The following is an 18,592-nucleotide window of genomic DNA, read 5'->3' as shown; positions in this document are numbered from 1 at the left end:
GCTGGACGGAAAATTGCCGTTTGGCCGTCTCTCTGTCCAATTGATTGAAGTGAAAACAATAATCGGTTTTCTCAATCGAACTAAGCCTGTCTTAGGCGGACTAAACACCTAGGGAGCCATCTGCTTTTCCGCCATGCGAAGGAGATATTTATGCTGCCCGGAAAGGACGAGTTCTCCCCGCTGGTTGTGCACCGTTGCTCTCGTCACGACAGTGCCGCCAGCTTCACCGGGTTCGAGAGCCGTGATGGTCAGCATAGGGTAGAGCGTGTCCCCTGAATGAACTTCTTTCAGAAATTGACATGACAATTCCGTAAACGCGATAAAGGCCTCGCCAATGAAATGGGGAAAGAGTGTCGCTCCTGGCGCTGTGAAGGCGAGCACCTGCAGACCATGAACCACAGGTGCAGAATGCCCGTGTCTGCGCGCCCACTCGACATCATAATGGACCGGATGATTATCGGCGGAGACGGTTTGAAAAGCAGCCGCATGGGCGTCGGTGAGCGTACGGCTGGGGGCGCGGAAGACCTCCCCTACTTTGAGTTCCTCGAACGTGCGCGCCGGGACGACCAAAAAATGCGTGGGATCGAACTCCGCATTGTCTTTTTCGTGAGGTGTGTTCGGACTCGATGACAATATCGTCTTGTCCGAACTGGGCGTGTCCATTTTTTTCTCTCCATCTGATGTCAGGTTCGACGTTGATACGGTTCAACCAGCCCAACCATCGAGAAATTCCAGCAGCAGCTTGTTCACGCGCTCGGGCTGTTCCTCATGTGGCAGGTGACCACATTGCGCGATCGGTTCGGCGCGAAGATTGTGTGCCATCTCGGCCCAGATGGAAGGCATATCGAACATTTTGCCGACGGCTTCGAAATCCTCTCCCCAGAGCGAAAGGACGGGACAGGTGATTTTCACGTCGGCATCGATCTGATCTTGCGCATTATCCTCGAGATTGGCCCGGTAATCCGCCATCGCCCCGCGTACCGCACCGGGCCGCCGATAGGCCTGAACATAAGTGTCGAACGCTTCCCCCGAGATTGTGTGAGGGTTGTAACACCAATCGGAGAAGAAATGCCGTAGCCACAAATCCTCCCGGCCAGCGATCAGCGCTTCGGGTAAATCCGGCACGAGGTGAAAGAAGAAAAACCAATATGCCTTGGCAACTTGCGCGTTTACGCTTCGTGCGACGATCCGTGTTGGCACATTATCCATCACGACCAAGCGATCAAGGAGAGCTGGATGATCCTTGGCGAAACGCGTGGCTACACGCGCACCACGATCATGGCCGATGAGCGCGATCTTGGGGATATCGAGAGCTTTGAGCAATGCGACGATGTCGAGCGCCATCGTGCGTTTGTCATAACCTGCCGCGGGCTTGTCCGTTTCGCCATAACCGCGCAGGTCCGGCGCAATCACCCGGTAATGTTCGGCGAGCACGGGAATCTGATGGCGCCATGCATAGCTCGTTTCAGGAAATCCATGGAGCAATACGATGGGCGGACCATTGCCAACCTCAAGATAGTGCTGGCGTATGCCATTGGCATGGACCGTCTTGTGGCGGATTTCAATCATCGGAAAATCCCTCATACCATGCAAGTGCAAGGAAACAGATTCTCTTGCCGAGCGATTTTTCATCATGTTCAATCCGCACGGAAAGTCGTCAGTACCGTACGCCCGACACGAAAGAAGCGAAGAGACATCAACGAGCGGGCTGGCCGCCAAGCAATCGAACAGCAAGCGCGAACAAGGCGAGCCCAGTGCCATAAACGCATACACCCGGCCAATCGGCGATATTCCAGGCGAAGGTCGCGCCGGCGGATCCAATCGCCCCACCGACGAACATCCCGCTCATGAAGATTGTGTTCAGACGGCTGCGCGCCTCAGGACGCAAGGCAAAAACCATGTGTTGGTGAGAAACCAATGCGCTCTGCATACCAAAATCCAAGACAACGACACCCACCACGAGGCCCACCAAGCTCGTCCAAACGCCGAAAAGGATCCAAGCCAGCAGGACTGAACCAAGTCCAAGCAAGACGACAGGGCGAGGCCCACGCCGATCGGCAAGATGCCCAGCCATCGGAGCGGCAAGGATGCCAACCGCGCCAACGAAACCAAAGAGACCCGCTACATCCGCGCCAAGATGAAATGCCGCGCCTTGCAGGCGCAACGCCAGGATCGTCCAAAATGCGGTGAACGATGCAAACAGAGCCGCCTGCACGATCGTCACCTGGCGCAGGATCGGCTCATCCTGCCAAAGGCCCGCCAATGATCGGATGAGAGCCGGATAGCGGATATCCGAGGAGATCTGGCTCAAAGGCAATACAACACGCATCAACACACCGCCGATTAAGGCAAGCGGGACACCAATCCAGAACATTTCACGCCAGCCAAAATATGTCGCGACATAGCCGGCAAGCGTCCGGCTGAGAAGGATTCCGCACAGCAGACCTCCCATCACCGTTCCGATCACGGCGCCGCGTTCACTGGCGGGCGCGAGGGATGCCGCGAACGGGATGATCTGCTGCGCCACCGTTGCGGCAAAGCCGATACACAAAGACGCGATGACCAGCGTCCAAGCCGAGGGGGCGAGACCAGCCAGGGCAAGGACGATGCCGAGCAAAGCGAATTGCATGACAATGAGCCTACGCCGCTCGACCAGATCCCCAAGTGGCACGAGCAGGAACAAGCCAGCCGCATAGCCGAGTTGCGTCGCAGTCGGGATGAGCCCGGCTGCGCCTGCATGATCAAAAGAGTCTTCGATCACGCCGAGCATCGGCTGATTGTAATAGATGTTGGCGACAGCGATGCCGCAAGAAGCAGCCATTGCGAAGAGAAGCCCCTTGCCGACCGATGTCGTCGCGGCACTTGCGGGTTGAGTGATTTGCATGTGAATACGCTCTTCCCCAACGCGAACGATATGGCCAAAGCCAGGAAAATTCAGATGTATGCCAGAAAGGTGTGCCGGCACGACGTTAACGTATGGCTAGCTCCGTCCGCGAACGCAGCCGGAGCGCTTTGCCGACCGCGTTCGCAAGTTGATCGAGTGAGGTAAGAGTTGACGAATGTCGCCGCCCGGTTACGGTTTTAGTGCGAAGACCGTGATGGTCGGATTTCCGCCGCCAATCTCTGGCGCCATCTGGTTGTAATAGCCACCCACGAAACCAGAGACCACGGCAACATATTGCTTGGCGCCAGAAGCGTAACTGACCACGCCCCCTGCGGCAGGGCCGCCAAGGCTATGCTTGAAGACAATTTTGCCGTCCTTCGCGTCGAAGGCGAGAAAGTCGCCAGTGAGCTCTCCGACGAAGACCAGGTCGCCGCCTGTAGCCGCCACGCTGCCGATTATTGGCTTGCCAGACTGGTACTGCCAGCGCTTCTGACCCGTCGCGGCGTCGAACGCGGTAAGCCAGCCACGCGCGTTGGCCCAGGGCTCGAACTGGAACTTGCCACCGAAAAACTGGCCTCGCTTGTTCTCGCCTTCCGGGTTTGGCTGCTCCGCCGCCGGCTGGATCTGATTGCACCAGTCTGTCGCCGGCATAAACAATGTGCTGAGCTGTGGGCTGTAAGCGCCTCCATTCCACTCATGGCCGCCCAAAAGGCCGGGACATATGCGCTTGGACAAGCTGCTGATCGGACCATCGGCGTTCTCCCGTGTGGTGAAGGGAACGCTGTAAAGCACCTTGCGCGTGTCACGATCCAACACCTGCATCAGGCCGTCCTTGCCATTCAGGGCAATGAGCGTGCGCTTCTGGCCATCGACCTCGATCGTGAAAACCGGCGCGGCATGACTCAAGTCGTAGTCTCGCACATCATGCGGGATCGCTTGATAGTACCACGCCAGCTTACCGGTGCGGACATCCAACGCCACAACCGAGTCCGTGTAGAGATTATCGCCCGGGCGATTTTTATCATAGAAGTCGGGTGCCGGATTGCCGACTGGCACATACAGCAAGCCCTTTTCCACGTCGAACGACATGGGTGTCCAGAGATTGCCACCCCCGTGTTTTAGAACGTTGGGATCGCTACCCCATGTTTCCGCACCCGGCTCATCGGGGTCCGGCACCGTGTTGAACGTCCACACGGGTTCGCCATCGCTCAGCCGGAAGGCGCCAACCCAACCCTTGCTGGCGAACTCAGATCCCGCCGGGCCAATCAGCACGAGGTCATCGTAGATGAGTGGCGGCATGCTGAAGAAATAGCCGTCGCTGGGCTTCACAACCTGCCGCGACCACAGCACTTTGCCGGTCTCGGCATCCAATGCAAGGAGATAACCGTCAGCGGTCCCGCGCACGACTTTGCCATCTTTGATAGCGGCGCCCCGATGGGTGACGAACGTCTCATGATCCCGCGGCTTCCATTCGGATTGCCAAATCACCTTGCAGTTCGCACCATCAATCGCCACGGTATAGTGCGTGGTCGTCGCGAAGATGGTGCCGTTATAGACGATCGGCGCGGTTTGCGCCGGCATTTTCTCCGGGAAGCTGTAGGCGCAGATCTGTGTGAGATCGGCAGCATTCTTCGCATTGATCTGATCAAGCGGCGTATAACGTTGGCCGCGATAGTCGTGATCCACATACGGCCAGTTGGCACTATCCGTGGTGGCGTTATTCAGCTCCTGTTGCGTCGGACCCGCCGCCAGCGCGGCACCGGTCGCTAGAGACAGAATAGAAACGCTTCCGAATGCAAAGGCTTTGGCACTCATTGTGCACTCCTTAGAGATAGACGATCGCACGCAATCGCGCGCCACAATCGCGTGCGTTACTCTTGTGTTGGCCTTCAATGATTGATGTGGCCGATTATTCGGGGGCCATCGAGTCTTCGAGAGCCGGCCGCTGTGAGAACATATTCCGAAAAAGCTGGGGGCTTTTTGGATAAGAATATGCGCTATAAACAATGCAATAGTGACCTATTTCCGATTCTATTTGATCGGAAATTGCTCTAGGTCCCATGCATTGATTGAGAGCTCCAGCGTGAACCTTCTGGCTCTTTTGTTCAGAGTTTACGAATGTCTTTAAACCGCGTGAGGCCCTTCAATGCCTTGAGTCATCGGCCATAGGTGTATGCATTGATAAAGTCCACCAAATGATTACCGATCTCGGCGAAGATTCGGGGCTCCACCCAATTCAGCAAACGGCCTGGGTTTGATCATCTTCAACTCCTGAAAGGGATGAACCTGTCCCTTTCAGGAGCTGGAAAATGAACCTCGACTGTATCGAAGAAAAGAGAAATAATGGAATGACATCAGTTCCAGTTCTTTAGGATATCTCATGGCTTTACCGGACCTCGAAGCCTGGGCTATTTTCGCCAAGGTGGTGGAAACCGGCTCTTTCGCAGCGGCGGCAGCCGAACTCGGGATTACAGGGCCCACGGTTTCGAAAGCTTTGGGTCGCCTCGAAGCGCGCTTTGGTGAACGATTGATTCATCGGACATCGCGTCGCTTTTCCTTGACTGAGACCGGCAGAGTTCTAGCGATCCGCGCTGCTCAGATCCTCGCCGAGGGTGAGGCTATTGAAGCGGAGGCCCAGGCCAAATCGGCAACGCCGCGCGGCAAGATCAGGCTTGCAGCACCTATGTCCTTCGGATTACGCCATGTCTCGCCGGTTTTGCCGGAGTTCCTGGCAATGTATCCGAACGTATCGATCGATCTCCAACTCGACGATCGCATGGTCGATCTGGTGGCTAGCGGGATCGACGTCGCGCTGCGCATCGCGGACTTACCGGATTCAAGCCTACTCGCGCGGCGGCTCTGCCCAGTGCATCGCTGGGTCGTGGGTACGCCAAGCTATTTTGAACGCCATGGAACGCCGCTGCGGCCGCGCGACCTCGCGAGCCATGCCTGCCTCAGCTACAACTATCTCATGAGCGGCGAGATCTGGCACTTCAAAGATACCAAAGGCGTGGAGGAGAGTGTCAGTATCAATGCCCGCTTGAGTTCCAACAATGCTGAAGCTCTGTGTGCCTCGCTTGAGGCCGGCGAAGGGATCGCGCTTCAACCGGACTTCATCGCGTGGCAGGCCGTCAAGGCTGGGCGCCTCATCGCCGTCCTGACCGACTGGACCTCCTCACCTTTGGCGCTGAACCTCATAACGCCTGCCGGACCTCGCGCGATCCGCACCCAGGTTCTGCTGGATTTTCTTACACGCCGCTTCGCGACCGGCGTGGCGCCGTGGACGATCGCTGCATCGACACCGTAGTATCTGTTTTTCGCCGCTTTGTGCGGCTGCTTCTATTCCACCTGCTGATGGTCAACCTGATGACCAGCAACATCGCCGGCAGAGCGGTTTTTTAAGATTGAGCTTTTGGAGAAGGCTCATCTACACCCATTTTTGGGGTCCTGCGTTCGACGGCAGCAACGGCCTCATGAGGTGTCGTCCCAACGATCGCGACTAATGAAACGGGCAAACGCGGGGCAAAGCGATAGCCAAGCAAGATGCCGCCTATCACAAGGGCCGGGCTAAGCCGCCAGCACAGCGATAGAACGCTCCCTATATCCACCTGCTCACCACAACAGTCAGAAATAATCGACGATAATGGAGTTAATGCTCGGCAGACGGATGCTGAGAGCTTTCTGCCTTCTTCTTGGCCAAGTGACGGCCCGCCAGACATCCTGCCGCAGCGCCCAGAACGGCATGATGACCGGCATAATGGCCAGCTATGCCCCCGACAATAGCGCCTTTAATACATCCCTTGGCCTCAGCAGCCACGGGAGCGGCGATGAGCGATCCGACACAAAGGATTGTCACGATCATTTTACGCATATGAATTCGTCCTTTTCACCCTGGCTTCTAGAGATGATCATAACCTTGCAGGCGACGCTCGAGGTGCGGATGGCCTGCTGGTTGCCCTGCCCTACCAACTGAATGCAGCCTCGCAATCCGAATAGTGACAAGACTTGAATGCGTCCGTCTGTTCTTCGATGCTTGAGCTGAATCGTTAGTCAGCAAAGAATGGATCACATAGAAACATAACAGCACATGAATGATGGGCTCGCCCCCTTCGCCAAGATCTTTTGCAACCTCGAGGAGGTGCGGACCTGCTTTTGGGCTGCTACAATCGCTAATGAGACATCAGAACGGGTATGGTTATACGGTCGAGAAGAGACTGGGTTGTGCCGCCGAACATGAATTCGAATAAGCGCGGGTGGCCATAAGCCCCCATAATCAAGAGATCCACCTGCAAATCCGCGATATAGGTCAGGAGCACATCAGGCACGTGCTTGCCGCCGGAGGAAACCTCCATCAGTTCAGCTGAGATGCCGTGCCGGCCAAGATGCGTCCGCGAAGAGCGGGCGAGATGGCGCATGCCATTACTCGACAGGCTTTCCCCAGCCAAACTGAGCCTCAGCCAGCGTGTCTGGATGTCGATCTTGCGCGCTTACCTCGTTATCTCCATCATTCTGGTGATTGTCAAAGTCTTCCAAATCGCAAGCGGTCAATAAAGCATAAAGATCAGGCCTGTTGACGCTGATCTGTGTCAACAGGCCAATTTTGCGGCACGCCCGCCTACTTTATCAGAAGCGTATGGTCATGCCGCCATAGATCGTGCGGCCTATTCCTGCAACAGGCGTTTGTAGGACGCTATTAAGACCGGCCTTGTAGCTGGCAATATCGACGCCGCCGAGTGGTGAATAATACAGCCGGTCGAAGAGATTTTCGACGCCGGCATCAAACCGCAGATTGGCGAATTCAAAGGCGGTGCGAACATTCATCAGGCCATATGCGGGGGTTTGCGGTTCGAGACGCAGGGTCTGAACATTCGTCTTTGCCGCAACTGCTTCTCCTTCGAGAGCTGTTGTCAGAACACCTCCGAGCAACGGGATCTGATGCTCGATCGCGACTTTGCCGTTCATCGGCATCATATGATAGAGGCTGCCGCTGTCATCGAGGCGCCTTCCGCGTGTATAGCTTGCAACACCCGTGAGCGTCAAAGTGCCAGCATCCTCTGAACGGAACAGGCGAGCTCTTCCCGAAAAGTCGACACCAAAAATTTCAGCATCATGATTGGCGAATTGCAGCAGATTGACCTGGCCGGAGCCAGTGCCGAGCACGCCCAGCTTATCGACGTCAATATAGTTTTCGATATGCATGTAATAGGGTGTGACCTTCGCCTCAAAACCTCCTTCGACCGCGTCCCGCCAGCTCGCACTGATACTGAACGTATGCGCAACCTCTGGTTTAAGGGCAATGTTGCCGACGTAACCGTTACCGTCACCAAACCAGTTGTTCATTTCCGAAGCCATGGCATTCGTTGACCACGTATAACGTTCGTAAAGACTGGGGGAGCGTGTCTTGCGGGTGTAGCCGGCCTCGATGAGGCTGCCGGCGTCAGGAGCAAAACGCACGAGCGCTGTCACATCAAAATTGATATCCATGCGGGCATGGTTGGAGGCATTGAATCGAGCAGCATCTGCACCATACATCATGGTATTGTACCCCTCGACATTCTGCGTATTGGTCCAGACGAGATCATTACGTATCCCGATCAGGGTCGACCAGCTTTGTGTCCAGCTTCTCTCCCATTCGACGTAGGTTCCAAGCCTGTCACGTGTACCATTATTGATGTTCTGGAACGTTTCGCAGCACATCATGCTGCTCATGCTCATAGACATGGAACCCATGCTGGGCGTGGAACCAGCGACGGGTGGCCACCAGTCATTGAGCGATTGTCCGTGAAACTCATTACCGATTCGGATGCTATCAATCTGGCTGGCTAGAATCTCGCTCTTGAACCTATAGCCGAAATCCGTTCCACTCGTATACATCGGCATTCCGGTCGTTGATGTTGCTTCGATGCCACCGTTCTTGTCAGCTAGAAAATTCATGTAATGCCGTGTATGTTGGTAATAGGCATTGGCCTCGGCACGTCCCCAGTCGAAGCCACCTTTGTAAGTTAAGTCGAAATTCAGAGATTTGTTTCCCAGCATATCCATGCGCTGATTGACGAAGCCCTGGTAGGGAATATCCTGATAGGCGGCACGGAGCGCAATGAATTGATCCTCTTTGCGATAGGCGATGGTTGCGGAATGGTTTTGCGCCGCAAAGCTTGTCGAGGGGACCTCGACGCCACCACCTGCGTGATAATTCGATGCCTTGGTCCAAGCGCCCGTATAATTGACACTGAAATGCTCAGTCGCGGCTGATGCCGTTCCGGCAATGGTCGGATTTTTATTGTTCGAACGATAGAAGAGCGACAGGGAACCGCTGAAAACGGGTGTATTATCCGAAGCCAGAATTGGCAAGTTGTCCTGAGTTACTGATACTTGCGTGGGGACAGGAGGCGCAAAGATAGGCTCGCGCGGGGTCACAATGATTGACCCACCGATGGAATCGCCGCCTTTGCTGACAGGAATAAGCGCCGTCAGGACTTCGATTTTAGAGATATTACTCGGGTCGATATAGGATAGTGGTGGATTCATATGGTTGCCGCAGGCTGAAGTGATCGATATGCCGCCGATCTCAATGGCATTGCGGTCATCATTGAGGCCATGAATGACCGGCAGGCTTGATAGGCCGCCTCCCTGGGCGAGGCTTATGCCCGGCACCTCTTTCAGCAAGAGTGCCGTATCGGGCGAAATAACTCTCTTGCTGGCGAGGCGTTCGCCACTCACCTCATGCCCCATCGCTGTATGGTCGATAGGGTTCATCGGTGGCTCGTCACGTTTACCAACGACTTCGATGGTTGGCAGATTGGATGGTGTCGCCTGTGCCAGACAGGAACTTGGCACAAGTCCCAGTCCCACGATCAAGGGAGTAATATGCTTTTTTCTCTTATGGCGAGGTGAAGAGGCTGGCGATTTGGCAATTGCACCAGTGTGCTCAAGGGGAGCAAACATACATGTCTCATTTGAATTGACTCAATCCCTTCCCTATCTCGCGGCGAGCGTTCATGCGCATGCAGGGTGTGCACGCGGTCGCCGCTTACGATCGATGAAGCGGATGAGCTTGAAGGAAAACACAAAGGCAGCCGCAGCCCGCGACACGAATCCTTTGTAGGATTAAGGCGTGACGGATCATCACCGTTACAGCTGGGTTACCACAGCGCACCAGCGTTAACGGTCTTGGAGACGCGTCACACTGAGTTGAGGGGAAATTACCCCACCTCAGCCGGAGAGTTCACAGGAGGCGCGCGTGTTCGCGGCGGCGAATGACTCGCGGAAGCAAGAGTTCCGAAACCCCGCGCGACAATAAAGAAGGGCTTTTGAACGGGCTCAATGGTGAGCCACAGTGCCAGAAAGACGGCAGGCAGCAAGCCGCCACCCAGCATAGGACATTCAGCAGTACAGCAATCGGTTTGATGGGAATGGATTGGCGCCTGATCCGAAGGGGTGCCGGGTGGGTGACTGTGACTGGAGCAAATGACAGGGGCGAAGGTCTGTCCGGCTTCACCGGACATCGCTTCGGCACTCATGACAGAGCCAAGGGCCAAGCCAGAGGACAGCATACGGATGACCAGCAGCCCAATCACTGCAAGCGCGATCCAAAAGTTGCCCCTCGAGCCCATTCCGCCCAAAATCCTGATCCCATCCTGGCGCTTCAGTCACAAACCGAAGCCTGATACTTACAAGAATCTATACGAAACAGCCTTGTTTGTATTGGTCGAAATCAGCGCAGTTTCGTTGAGGCAATCACATGGCTTAAGGCTTGCCGCCTATTACTGTGTCAGACGCTCAGTCAGGACCGACCTGACCTCTTGGCAACCCAACGCAAGCGTTGGGTTCACGCGGATTGGATTGGTGTGGTTGTGCTGTAAGAAATCCAAACACTAGACGACCGATCTATTCTTGTCGCTATATAGCCCCATTTAAATCGTTATAGAGCCGCATTTCAAGTTCTATTAGCAAAAATCATTCGTTCCATAATCAACAATAAATAGGCGAGACACGCCTATCAATAATACTAAACATCATGGGGACTTTATATTGCTTAAATACGCGAAAATATATAGAAAATGCCGCTATCACCTTCCGAAATCAAACTTAACTCCGCACCCTTCAATCTTTAAGCTCCTACTCCTTGGGGGACTTCTTGTAGCCAATGCATCCGCCTCTGCTGAACAAGCACATATGGCGGATCAGTTTGTCGATTCAGTAGGCGTTAATGCCCATTTCGACTTCTACAACTCGCCCTATTATCTTCATTTTAAAGATATTATCATCCCTGCTTTTAAGAGTTCAGGTATCCGTCATGTGCGTTTTGCTGCCTTTAATACGCCAACCGCCGCGACCACGAATGTGGCGACGCTGATCAGCACTCTCAGGTCCTATAATGGGACGCGCATCGGCCTTGATCTCGTCGAGTTTCCATCGACATGCCCGCTTACAAATGACATCCGAACAAGCGGGAATTTAAGTTGGGTATCTTACACCAATATCGACTATTTCGAGGGATTGAACGAATATAATGGGAGCAATAACCCTTGTGGCGGGAATTGGTACGACAATGATCGGTCTTTCCAAAAAGCTCTATGGAACAAAGTCCAATATGATAAAAGTGGCGTAGCGGTATTAGGCCCCAGTTTATACGGGACTCTCAGCACCTATGCCTCTCAAATCGGTAATCTTTATAGCCCTCAGTATGAGACTTACGGGAATGACCACTCCTATCCTTATAATGGAGGCCCTCCCTCTAATAACATTCACGGCTATCAAACCGGCCAAGCTGTGATGAATGGCAGCTTACCTTTCGTAACATCAGAAACAGGGTATCCAACAGATCCTGGACTGGTCAATAATTCCTCGATAAGCTATCGAGCCCATGGAAAATACTTCAGCAGGTTGTGGTTCGAATATTTTAATGCGGGCTCCGTCAGAACCTTTTCGTATGAATTGATCGATGATCCTGTCGCGGCGGGACCCGTGTCCGAGCAGCATCTCGGTCTTCTTGATCAACATGGAAACCCCAAACCAGGATTCACAGCCATCTCGAATGAGATCGCACTTCTTAAAGACCCTGGACATAATTTTACGCCGGGAGCTTTGAATTACACGTTAATAAACGCTCCGAGCCAAGTCCATCATACACTTCTCCAAAAGCGGGATGGCCGGTTTTATCTTGCCCTCTGGCAAGAGGTTGCCAGCTTCAAGCAGCAATGCTGCGATATCACCAATTCCTCTGTGGCAGTGACAGTCAAATTTGCCAATACAATGAATACGGTCAACCAGTATAACCCGATTGCATCAGCAACCGCTTTCGCAACCAGCAGAACGGTGAGCTCCCTGACTGTTTCCGTGCCAGATCAAGCAATCATATTGGAAATTATTCCGTGATACGATTTGCATCCGTTCGACCAGGCCGCAACAGCTATCGCGCCATGAATGGGTGTTTTGGTGATTTCCATTGCATGGTGGAAATCACCAAATCTCGGGCTCACTACACCCGTTGAGCTCGTTCTTGATGCCGGAAGCGACGGTCCGCCGCCTTATCCAGCACCGGCTCATGGCCGGACTAAACTCCAAGGGGAACGCGTTCTGAAAAACCCAACTACTAGACGACCGGTCTAATTTGGTCTAGAAAGAGGCCCATGAACGCAACGCCTGTCCATACCGATGTCCGACAACATATTCTGGAAATCGCCCGGCCTATTTTGAGCGGCAAGGGGTTTTCCGCCGTTGGTCTGAACGAGATCCTAGCGGCAGCCGGAGTGCCCAAAGGATCATTTTATCATTATTTCCCATCCAAAGAGGCGTTCGGTGAAGCGCTTCTGGAGCAATATTTCACATCCTCTCTGGCTCAGATCGACACCCTTTTGACGCAGCCCGGGGGCACGGCTGCCGACCGGCTGATGCGCTATTGGCAGAACTGGCTCAACTCCCAGGCAAGCAGCGAGACGCAGGCGCAATGTCTTGCCGTCAAGCTCGGGGCGGAGGTCTGCGACCTCTCCGAGCCTATGCGCACAATTCTTCAGGACGGCACGATGCAAATCGTGCGGCGTCTGGCGCGCTGCATGGAGGAGGCGCGCGCGGATGGGTCACTGCCAGATCTTGGAGATTCCCAGCACATGGCGATGACCCTTTACCAGCTCTGGCTGGGCGCCAGCCTGCTGGCCAAGTTCACCCGTGATCCTCGGCCTTTCGAAGAGGCCATGATCACAACCCGCAAATTGCTCAACCTTCCAGCGTCCTAAGCCGGGGAAAGACGTAGCCTATACCAGAGGTCCCCTTCATGATTTCTCTATAGACGACTGGTCTAATACAACCGGCAAAACAACCTTTCCCAACCAGCTTGCCCCCAAACACGAGGCCAGCCTCGCCGCGAAGTCCAACCCTTCTTCTTTCCCAGGAGATTTCACATGCCGACGCTTTTTGATCCCTTGACCATTGGCGATCTGAAACTGCCCAATCGGGTGGTCATGGCGCCACTGACGCGCCTGCGCGCGGGAGAGACACATATCCCAAACGGGCTGATGACCGAATATTACACGCAACGCGCCTCGGCCGGACTGATCCTGTCCGAAGCGACACCCGTCACACCACAAGGCATTGGCTATGAAGGTGTGCCAGGCATTTGGGCAGAGGCGCAGGTCGAAGGCTGGAAGCATGTCACGCAGGCCGTGCATGAGGCCGGTGGTCGGATCTTCCAGCAACTCTGGCATGTCGGACGCATTTCCGATCCTTTCTTTTTGGATGGTCAACTCCCCGTCGCGCCCAGTGCCATCGCGGCCCAGGGCCACGTCAGCCTGTTGCGTCCCGAGCGGTCATTCGTGACTCCGCGCGCATTGGAGACAGACGAGATCCCCGGAATCGTGGAAGCCTTCCGGCGCGGCGCGGCGAATGCAAAGGCCGCAGGGTTCGACGGCGTGGAAATCCATGGAGCCAATGGATATCTGCTGGATCAGTTCCTGCAGGACAGCACCAATCATCGCACCGATCTTTATGGTGGTTCCCTCGAGAACCGGGCTCGGCTGCTTCTGGAAGTCACAGATGCAGCGATCTCCATCTGGGGAGCAGGACGCGTGGGCGTCCATCTGGCGCCCCGATGCGACGCGCATTCGATGGGGGATTCCAACCCAGCCGCCACATTCTCCTATGTCGCGACCGAATTGGGCCGCCGGAAAATCGCTTTCCTCTGCGCGCGCGAGGCCGTCGGACCGGACAGTCTCGGACCACTTCTGAAGAAGGCGTTTGGCGGTCCCTATATTGCCAATGAGCAGTTCTCAGGCGCTTCAGCAGAAGCCGCAGTGGCGGAAGGCTGGGCGGACGCGGTCGCATTCGGCAAATCCTTCATTGCCAATCCCGATCTGCCCGAGCGTCTTCGGACCCATGCGCCTTTGAACGAGCCGGATCCTACAACATTCTACGGTCTCGGTGCCAAAGGCTATGTTGATTACCCAGCTCTTGCGCATTGAACAGGTTGACGTATCCGGCGGAAATATTCCGCCGGATACACTCACGCCCCAACATTGAGACGTTCAGCCAAAGCCGCGGCATCGGCTGGGGCCCGAATTTTGGCATCGTTATCGAAAAAGACGAAGACATCCCGTCCTTTCCCAAGCCGCTTCGTTGGTCCTAAGACACGTTCGGCATCCTCTGGCTCACCGCCACCAGCCCAGGCACGCACACGGCCCGCCCATCGATCGAGCGCTTGATCATCATACCCACTTGCGTAGAGCTCTTCCGATCCATGCAGGCGGCAATAGATGAAATCGGCAGTCAGATCCATCAAGAATGGCCATTCCACACTATCGGCGCAAACAAGCGCTGTTTTGTAATGGCGCAGCAATTCGATAAAGGCTGGTGCGCGGAAGCTATCATTGCGTATCTCCACAGCATGCCGAAGCGGCATTTCGACATCACTCTCAAGCCAGCATCTGTTGTCCAGCCATGTATCGTGACGCCGCGCCAAGACGCGCGCTTCTTGTGTATCATGCGGCAACAGGGCAAGAAATGACTGAAACAAATCGGCATCGAATGTCATGCGCGATGGAAATTGCCAGAGGATCGGCCCGAGCTTCGGCCCAAGCCGCAGGAGGCCGGATGCGATGAAATTGGCGAGCGGTGCCTCGATATCTCTGAGCTTGCGCATATGCGTGATGAAGCGTGATGCTTTGACTGCGAAGACAAAATCATCCGGTGTGTCATTCCGCCAGCGGGCAAAGCTTTCGGGTCGTTGAAGGCCATAGAATGTTCCATTGATCTCGATGGACCGAAAATGCCTGGCTGCGTAGGAAAGCTCCTGCTTCTGAGGCAGTCCTTTGGGATAGAAGGTTCCGCGCCAGGGAGCATAGGTCCAGCCCGAAATACCGATGCGAACCGCTCCACGCGTCGTCATGATCTCTCTCATCAAGATCTACAGCGCCATTGGCGCGTATCCTTCGTCAACACCATTGCCATGACATCGTTCCGCGCTGGAGCGCTTGCGCCGGTCTCCGCAAAAGGGTCTCGGCCAACCTTGCTCACACGGACTTGCGGGCAAATTCCCCTCGCGATCAAGCTATTGGAACTACTTTTGAATTTCCTGATTGTGGAACCTCCACAGGCCTTGGCGATTTCTGCGGGAGCGACAGGCGGCTCCCGCACCATGCTTCTCGACACGTGTCCAATTTGTTGAGGTTTAGTCATGTCACAATTGTTTCTGGAAAAGGTCGAGGACGTCCGGATCGAGCCTGAAAATCTGAGCGGTCTCCTGGGTGTGCCGGAGGGTGCGCAGGGCATTGTGATCTTCGCGCATGGGAGCGGGAGCGGGCGAATGAGCCCGCGCAACAATTATGTGGCCGCGGCGCTGAGACAGGCGGGTCTTGCAACTTTTCTGCTTGATCTTCTAACACCGGCCGAAGAACAGGACCGGCGCAATGTTTTCGATATCGATCTGCTGGCAGCGCGTCTGACGCGCGCCACACAATGGATCGCGGAAAAGCCCGAGACGGCGGCCCTCGTACCCGGCTATTTCGGAGCCAGTACCGGTGCTGGAGCCGCACTCAAGGCCGCCGCGCGTCCGCAATCGGACGTTGCCGCCGTGGTGTCGCGTGGCGGGCGTCCCGATCTCGCCCTCGATGTCCTGCCGCACGTACGCGCACCTACGCTCCTGCTGGTGGGCAGTCTCGATGGTCCAGTCATCGGCATGAATCAACGTGCGTTTGATGCGCTGCCAGGCAAGAAAAAGATCATCATCGTCGAAGGCGCCAGCCATCTCTTCGAAGAACCGGGGACATTGGACGAGGTCGTTCGCCACGCAACCGATTGGTTCCTCACCTATCTCGGCCATCCGAGACAGAGGAGGTGACGATGCCCCGTTCCCCATCAGCTTTTCGGGATCGCCGTGATGCCGGCCTTCGACTCGCCGAGGTTCTGGAGACGCGCCATTTTTCCAATCCTGTCGTTTTGGCCCTGCCGCGAGGCGGCGTACCTGTCGCTTTCGAGATCGCAAGGGCCCTGCGGGCACCGCTTGATCTGATGCTTGTTCGCAAGATAGGCGCCCCTGGTAATCCGGAATATGGAATTGGCGCCGTGATCGACGGAAGCCACCCGCAAATGGTCCTCAATGAAGAAGCCATGGCCATTCTGAGGCCTTCAGCGACCTATGTGAATGCGGAAAGGCAGCGTCAACTCGAAGAGATCGAGCGCCGCCGGGCGTTCTATCTGGGCGGGAGGCCTCCTGTTTCCCTCAAGGGACGCACGGCGATCGTGGTCGATGATGGGATTGCAACGGGGGGCACAATCCGTGTCGCGCTCAAGGCCTTGCACGCAACAGAAGCCGCCTTCATCGTCCTGGCCGTTCCTGCGGCGCCTCAATCCGTGATCGAGTCGCTTCGCAGCGAAGCCGACGAGATTATTTGCCTCGGGACACCCGAGCCCTTTCACGCCGTCGGTTTATATTACAAGAATTTCGAGCAGACTTCGGATGAGGAAGTCGTTGCCTTGTTGCGGGAAGCGGAGAGCTTTTCTGGAGGAAGCGAGCCGCCACCACAAGGCTTTGCGCCGAAAGGCAGCATGAGGTCAACAAAGAGCCCTTGAGGGAGCGCCATGCTGTCTCATCAAACGGGCTCAATTCACGCAGCCGCTCCAAACACGCGAAAGCACATGGAAGCCGAGATTGCTCACCAAGATTGCTCCTGGCCGTAATGCTTTATGATAGGTTTTTTCGTTAATGAAATTCGGCTTAAATGGCACGCAACAAACCGACGCCTTCGAGTTTAGCGAGCGCAGCCTCCTCCCATGGCTTCCCTTTCTTCCCAATTGCGCCGCCTCCTAGGCCTTTCGTATCCAGCTCTGCAAACCCTTCTGCGCCGGACTTTCTTTCTCATTGGCGGGCTCACGGTCGGCGGTGTAGCTGTGCTGATGGCCTTTTGCGCCGATCAAGCTCAGACTGCTTTCACGGCTCTCCTTGGCCGGTGGCCCAATGCCGCCTTTCTCATCACGCCAATAGGCTTCGGCCTTGCCTGTCTGCTCGCGCAGAAAGTCTTTCCGGGTTCGCAAGGCAGTGGCATTCCGCAAGTCATCGCCGCGCGGCGTGTCATTGACCCGAAATCCCGCCTCTCGCTGGTTTCCGTCCGGATCGCCATTGGCAAAATTTTGGTGATGATCCTTGGCCTTCTCTGTGGCGCCTCGATTGGCCGAGAGGGGCCGACGGTTCAGGTTGGGGCTTCGATCATGGGGGCCTTCGGTTACAAGGCTCCCCCTTTTATCCAGCCGGGCCTTTTACTCGCGGGCGGAGCGGCCGGCATTGCCGCAGCCTTCAACACGCCACTCGCCGGCATTGTTTTCGCCATCGAGGAATTGAGCCGATCCTTTGAGGCCCGGACAAGCGGTCTGGTTCTCGGCTGCGTTATCGCCGCCGGCCTCACCTCACTCGCAGTCGTCGGTGATTATACTTATTTCGGTTCGACCGACGCCATTCTGCCGCTCGGCCCCGCCTGGATCATCGTCCCCCTCTGCGGTGTCATCGGTGGGCTTGCCGGAGGTCTTTTCAGCCGGATTCTCATCCTGTTTTCAACAGGTTTGCGCAGCACATTCGTCAAGCGGCGCCCCATTATCTTCGCCATGATCTGCGGCCTCGGAGTCGCGGCTTGTGGTTTTCTGAGCCAGAATTCCATCTATGGAACTGGCTACGAGCAAGCCCATGCTATCGTCCATGGTGACGACACGCTTCCCGCCACTTTCAGTCTGTTCAAATTTCTGGCCTCGACCTTCTCATCAATTGCCGGCATTCCCGGCGGTGTGTTCGCGCCCTCGCTTTCCGTCGGCGCCGGGCTTGGCGCTTCGATCCATCACCTTTTTCCCGTGGTGCCGCTCGGTGCCCTCGCCCTTCTCGGTATGGTCGGCTATCTCGCGGGCGTCGTGCAAACGCCCATCACCTCTTTCGTAATCGTCTTGGAAATGACTGAGGATCACGCGATGATCATTCCAGTCATGGTCACGGCCCTCATCGCCAATGCGGCCTCGCGGGTCATCTGCGGCGATGGACTCTATCACGCCCTATCGCGCTCCTTCCTCGAGAAACTGCCCAAGGGCCATGTCCTGCCCGAACAGACCGAAGGGCTTTAAAACTTTCACCAGATGAACGACGGCCTGTTCCTCGATCCCGCTTGGGCAGCGGAGAGCTTTTCTGGAGGAAGCGAGCCGTCGCCACAAGGCTTTGAACCGGCGCAGTCACGCCGTTTG

At 55.7% G+C, this 18,592-nt stretch carries 16 protein-coding genes; 7 read left to right on the top strand and 9 right to left on the bottom strand.

Going from position 1 to position 18,592, the window contains the following annotated elements:
• Nucleotides 1-108 precede the first annotated feature (108 nt).
• The 4 genes from BIND_RS04935 to BIND_RS04920 all read right to left on the bottom strand — a co-directional run bounded on the left by BIND_RS04935 (nt 109) and on the right by BIND_RS04920 (nt 4,699).
• Nucleotides 109-663, bottom strand: a complete 555-nt coding sequence (locus tag BIND_RS04935; protein ID WP_012383973.1) for a MaoC family dehydratase — start codon at nt 661-663, stop codon at nt 109-111.
• A gap of 42 nt (nt 664-705) precedes the next feature.
• On the bottom strand, nt 706-1,569 hold the full coding sequence (locus BIND_RS04930) for an alpha/beta fold hydrolase (protein ID WP_012383972.1): 864 nt from the start codon (nt 1,567-1,569) through the stop codon (nt 706-708).
• 127 nt (nt 1,570-1,696) lie between these two features.
• Nucleotides 1,697-2,884, bottom strand: coding sequence for an MFS transporter (locus tag BIND_RS04925; RefSeq protein WP_012383971.1), 1,188 nt, complete (start codon nt 2,882-2,884; stop codon nt 1,697-1,699).
• 189 nt (nt 2,885-3,073) lie between these two features.
• Nucleotides 3,074-4,699, bottom strand: a complete 1,626-nt coding sequence (locus BIND_RS04920; protein ID WP_012383970.1) for a pyrroloquinoline quinone-dependent dehydrogenase — start codon at nt 4,697-4,699, stop codon at nt 3,074-3,076.
• 565 nt (nt 4,700-5,264) lie between these two features.
• Here BIND_RS04920 and BIND_RS04915 point away from each other — a divergent pair.
• On the top strand, nt 5,265-6,191 hold the full coding sequence (locus tag BIND_RS04915; RefSeq protein WP_012383969.1) for a LysR family transcriptional regulator: 927 nt from the start codon (nt 5,265-5,267) through the stop codon (nt 6,189-6,191).
• Between the two features lie 342 nt (nt 6,192-6,533).
• On the opposite strand, the gene BIND_RS20500 is transcribed toward BIND_RS04915, so the two are convergent.
• From BIND_RS20500 to BIND_RS22305, 4 genes are all read right to left on the bottom strand, one after another.
• Entirely contained in the window at nt 6,534-6,755 is a 222-nt protein-coding gene (locus BIND_RS20500; protein WP_012383968.1) for a hypothetical protein, read from the bottom strand.
• A 298-nt stretch (nt 6,756-7,053) separates the two neighbouring features.
• The gene (locus BIND_RS04905) at nt 7,054-7,299 is read right to left on the bottom strand and encodes a universal stress protein (RefSeq protein ID WP_012383967.1); all 246 of its coding nucleotides are present in this window, start codon (nt 7,297-7,299) and stop codon (nt 7,054-7,056) included.
• A 208-nt stretch (nt 7,300-7,507) separates the two neighbouring features.
• Nucleotides 7,508-9,640 carry a TonB-dependent receptor gene (locus BIND_RS04900; RefSeq protein ID WP_244395962.1) on the bottom strand — a complete coding sequence of 711 codons (2,133 nt, stop codon included), beginning with the start codon at nt 9,638-9,640 and terminating at the stop codon, nt 7,508-7,510.
• Between the two features lie 446 nt (nt 9,641-10,086).
• Nucleotides 10,087-10,497 (bottom strand): DUF2946 family protein, encoded by a 411-nt coding sequence (locus BIND_RS22305; RefSeq protein WP_012383965.1) that lies wholly within the window; start codon nt 10,495-10,497, stop codon nt 10,087-10,089.
• Between the two features lie 562 nt (nt 10,498-11,059).
• Here BIND_RS22305 and BIND_RS21230 point away from each other — a divergent pair.
• From BIND_RS21230 to BIND_RS04880, 3 genes are all read left to right on the top strand, one after another.
• Complete coding sequence (locus tag BIND_RS21230; protein WP_148210558.1) at nt 11,060-12,262, top strand: hypothetical protein; 1,203 nt, start codon at nt 11,060-11,062, stop codon at nt 12,260-12,262.
• 254 nt (nt 12,263-12,516) lie between these two features.
• The gene (locus BIND_RS04885) at nt 12,517-13,119 is read left to right on the top strand and encodes a TetR/AcrR family transcriptional regulator (RefSeq protein WP_012383963.1); all 603 of its coding nucleotides are present in this window, start codon (nt 12,517-12,519) and stop codon (nt 13,117-13,119) included.
• Between the two features lie 165 nt (nt 13,120-13,284).
• Nucleotides 13,285-14,340, top strand: a complete 1,056-nt coding sequence (locus tag BIND_RS04880; RefSeq protein ID WP_012383962.1) for an alkene reductase — start codon at nt 13,285-13,287, stop codon at nt 14,338-14,340.
• A gap of 41 nt (nt 14,341-14,381) precedes the next feature.
• Here BIND_RS04880 and BIND_RS04875 read toward each other — a convergent pair whose 3' ends face one another.
• Entirely contained in the window at nt 14,382-15,263 is an 882-nt protein-coding gene (locus BIND_RS04875) for a DUF72 domain-containing protein (RefSeq protein ID WP_012383961.1), read from the bottom strand.
• A gap of 288 nt (nt 15,264-15,551) precedes the next feature.
• Between BIND_RS04875 and BIND_RS04870 the strand changes: the two genes are divergently transcribed.
• The 3 genes from BIND_RS04870 (at nt 15,552) to BIND_RS04860 (ending at nt 18,475) form a co-directional block, all read left to right on the top strand.
• Nucleotides 15,552-16,214, top strand: coding sequence for a dienelactone hydrolase family protein (locus BIND_RS04870; protein ID WP_012383960.1), 663 nt, complete (start codon nt 15,552-15,554; stop codon nt 16,212-16,214).
• Nucleotides 16,215-16,216: 2 nt separating this feature from the next.
• Nucleotides 16,217-16,945, top strand: coding sequence for a phosphoribosyltransferase (locus BIND_RS04865; RefSeq protein WP_012383959.1), 729 nt, complete (start codon nt 16,217-16,219; stop codon nt 16,943-16,945).
• 201 nt (nt 16,946-17,146) lie between these two features.
• Entirely contained in the window at nt 17,147-18,475 is a 1,329-nt protein-coding gene (locus tag BIND_RS04860; protein ID WP_012383958.1) for a chloride channel protein, read from the top strand.
• Nucleotides 18,476-18,592 lie beyond the last annotated feature (117 nt).

This window comes from Beijerinckia indica subsp. indica ATCC 9039, from assembly GCF_000019845.1.
Lineage (GTDB): Bacteria > Pseudomonadota > Alphaproteobacteria > Rhizobiales > Beijerinckiaceae > Beijerinckia > Beijerinckia indica.
The sequence above is the reverse complement of the archived record's forward strand: the minus strand, read 5'-3'. Positions and strand labels throughout refer to the sequence as shown.

Excerpts from the sequence above, each read along its gene's own strand:
- BIND_RS04935 (WP_012383973.1), bottom strand. The coding sequence starts at position 663 with ATGGACACGCCCAGTTCGGACAAGACGATATTGTCATCGAGTCCGAAC.
- BIND_RS04930 (WP_012383972.1), bottom strand. The coding sequence starts at position 1,569 with ATGATTGAAATCCGCCACAAGACGGTCCATGCCAATGGCATACGCCAG.
- BIND_RS04925 (WP_012383971.1), bottom strand. The coding sequence starts at position 2,884 with ATGCAAATCACTCAACCCGCAAGTGCCGCGACGACATCGGTCGGCAAG.
- BIND_RS04920 (WP_012383970.1), bottom strand. The coding sequence starts at position 4,699 with ATGAGTGCCAAAGCCTTTGCATTCGGAAGCGTTTCTATTCTGTCTCTA.
- BIND_RS04915 (WP_012383969.1), top strand. The coding sequence starts at position 5,265 with ATGGCTTTACCGGACCTCGAAGCCTGGGCTATTTTCGCCAAGGTGGTG.
- BIND_RS20500 (WP_012383968.1), bottom strand. The coding sequence starts at position 6,755 with ATGCGTAAAATGATCGTGACAATCCTTTGTGTCGGATCGCTCATCGCC.
- BIND_RS04905 (WP_012383967.1), bottom strand. The coding sequence starts at position 7,299 with ATGCGCCATCTCGCCCGCTCTTCGCGGACGCATCTTGGCCGGCACGGC.
- BIND_RS04900 (WP_244395962.1), bottom strand. The coding sequence starts at position 9,640 with ATGAACCCTATCGACCATACAGCGATGGGGCATGAGGTGAGTGGCGAA.
- BIND_RS22305 (WP_012383965.1), bottom strand. The coding sequence starts at position 10,497 with ATGGGCTCGAGGGGCAACTTTTGGATCGCGCTTGCAGTGATTGGGCTG.
- BIND_RS21230 (WP_148210558.1), top strand. The coding sequence starts at position 11,060 with ATGGCGGATCAGTTTGTCGATTCAGTAGGCGTTAATGCCCATTTCGAC.
- BIND_RS04885 (WP_012383963.1), top strand. The coding sequence starts at position 12,517 with ATGAACGCAACGCCTGTCCATACCGATGTCCGACAACATATTCTGGAA.
- BIND_RS04880 (WP_012383962.1), top strand. The coding sequence starts at position 13,285 with ATGCCGACGCTTTTTGATCCCTTGACCATTGGCGATCTGAAACTGCCC.
- BIND_RS04875 (WP_012383961.1), bottom strand. The coding sequence starts at position 15,263 with ATGACGACGCGTGGAGCGGTTCGCATCGGTATTTCGGGCTGGACCTAT.
- BIND_RS04870 (WP_012383960.1), top strand. The coding sequence starts at position 15,552 with ATGTCACAATTGTTTCTGGAAAAGGTCGAGGACGTCCGGATCGAGCCT.
- BIND_RS04865 (WP_012383959.1), top strand. The coding sequence starts at position 16,217 with ATGCCCCGTTCCCCATCAGCTTTTCGGGATCGCCGTGATGCCGGCCTT.
- BIND_RS04860 (WP_012383958.1), top strand. The coding sequence starts at position 17,147 with ATGGCTTCCCTTTCTTCCCAATTGCGCCGCCTCCTAGGCCTTTCGTAT.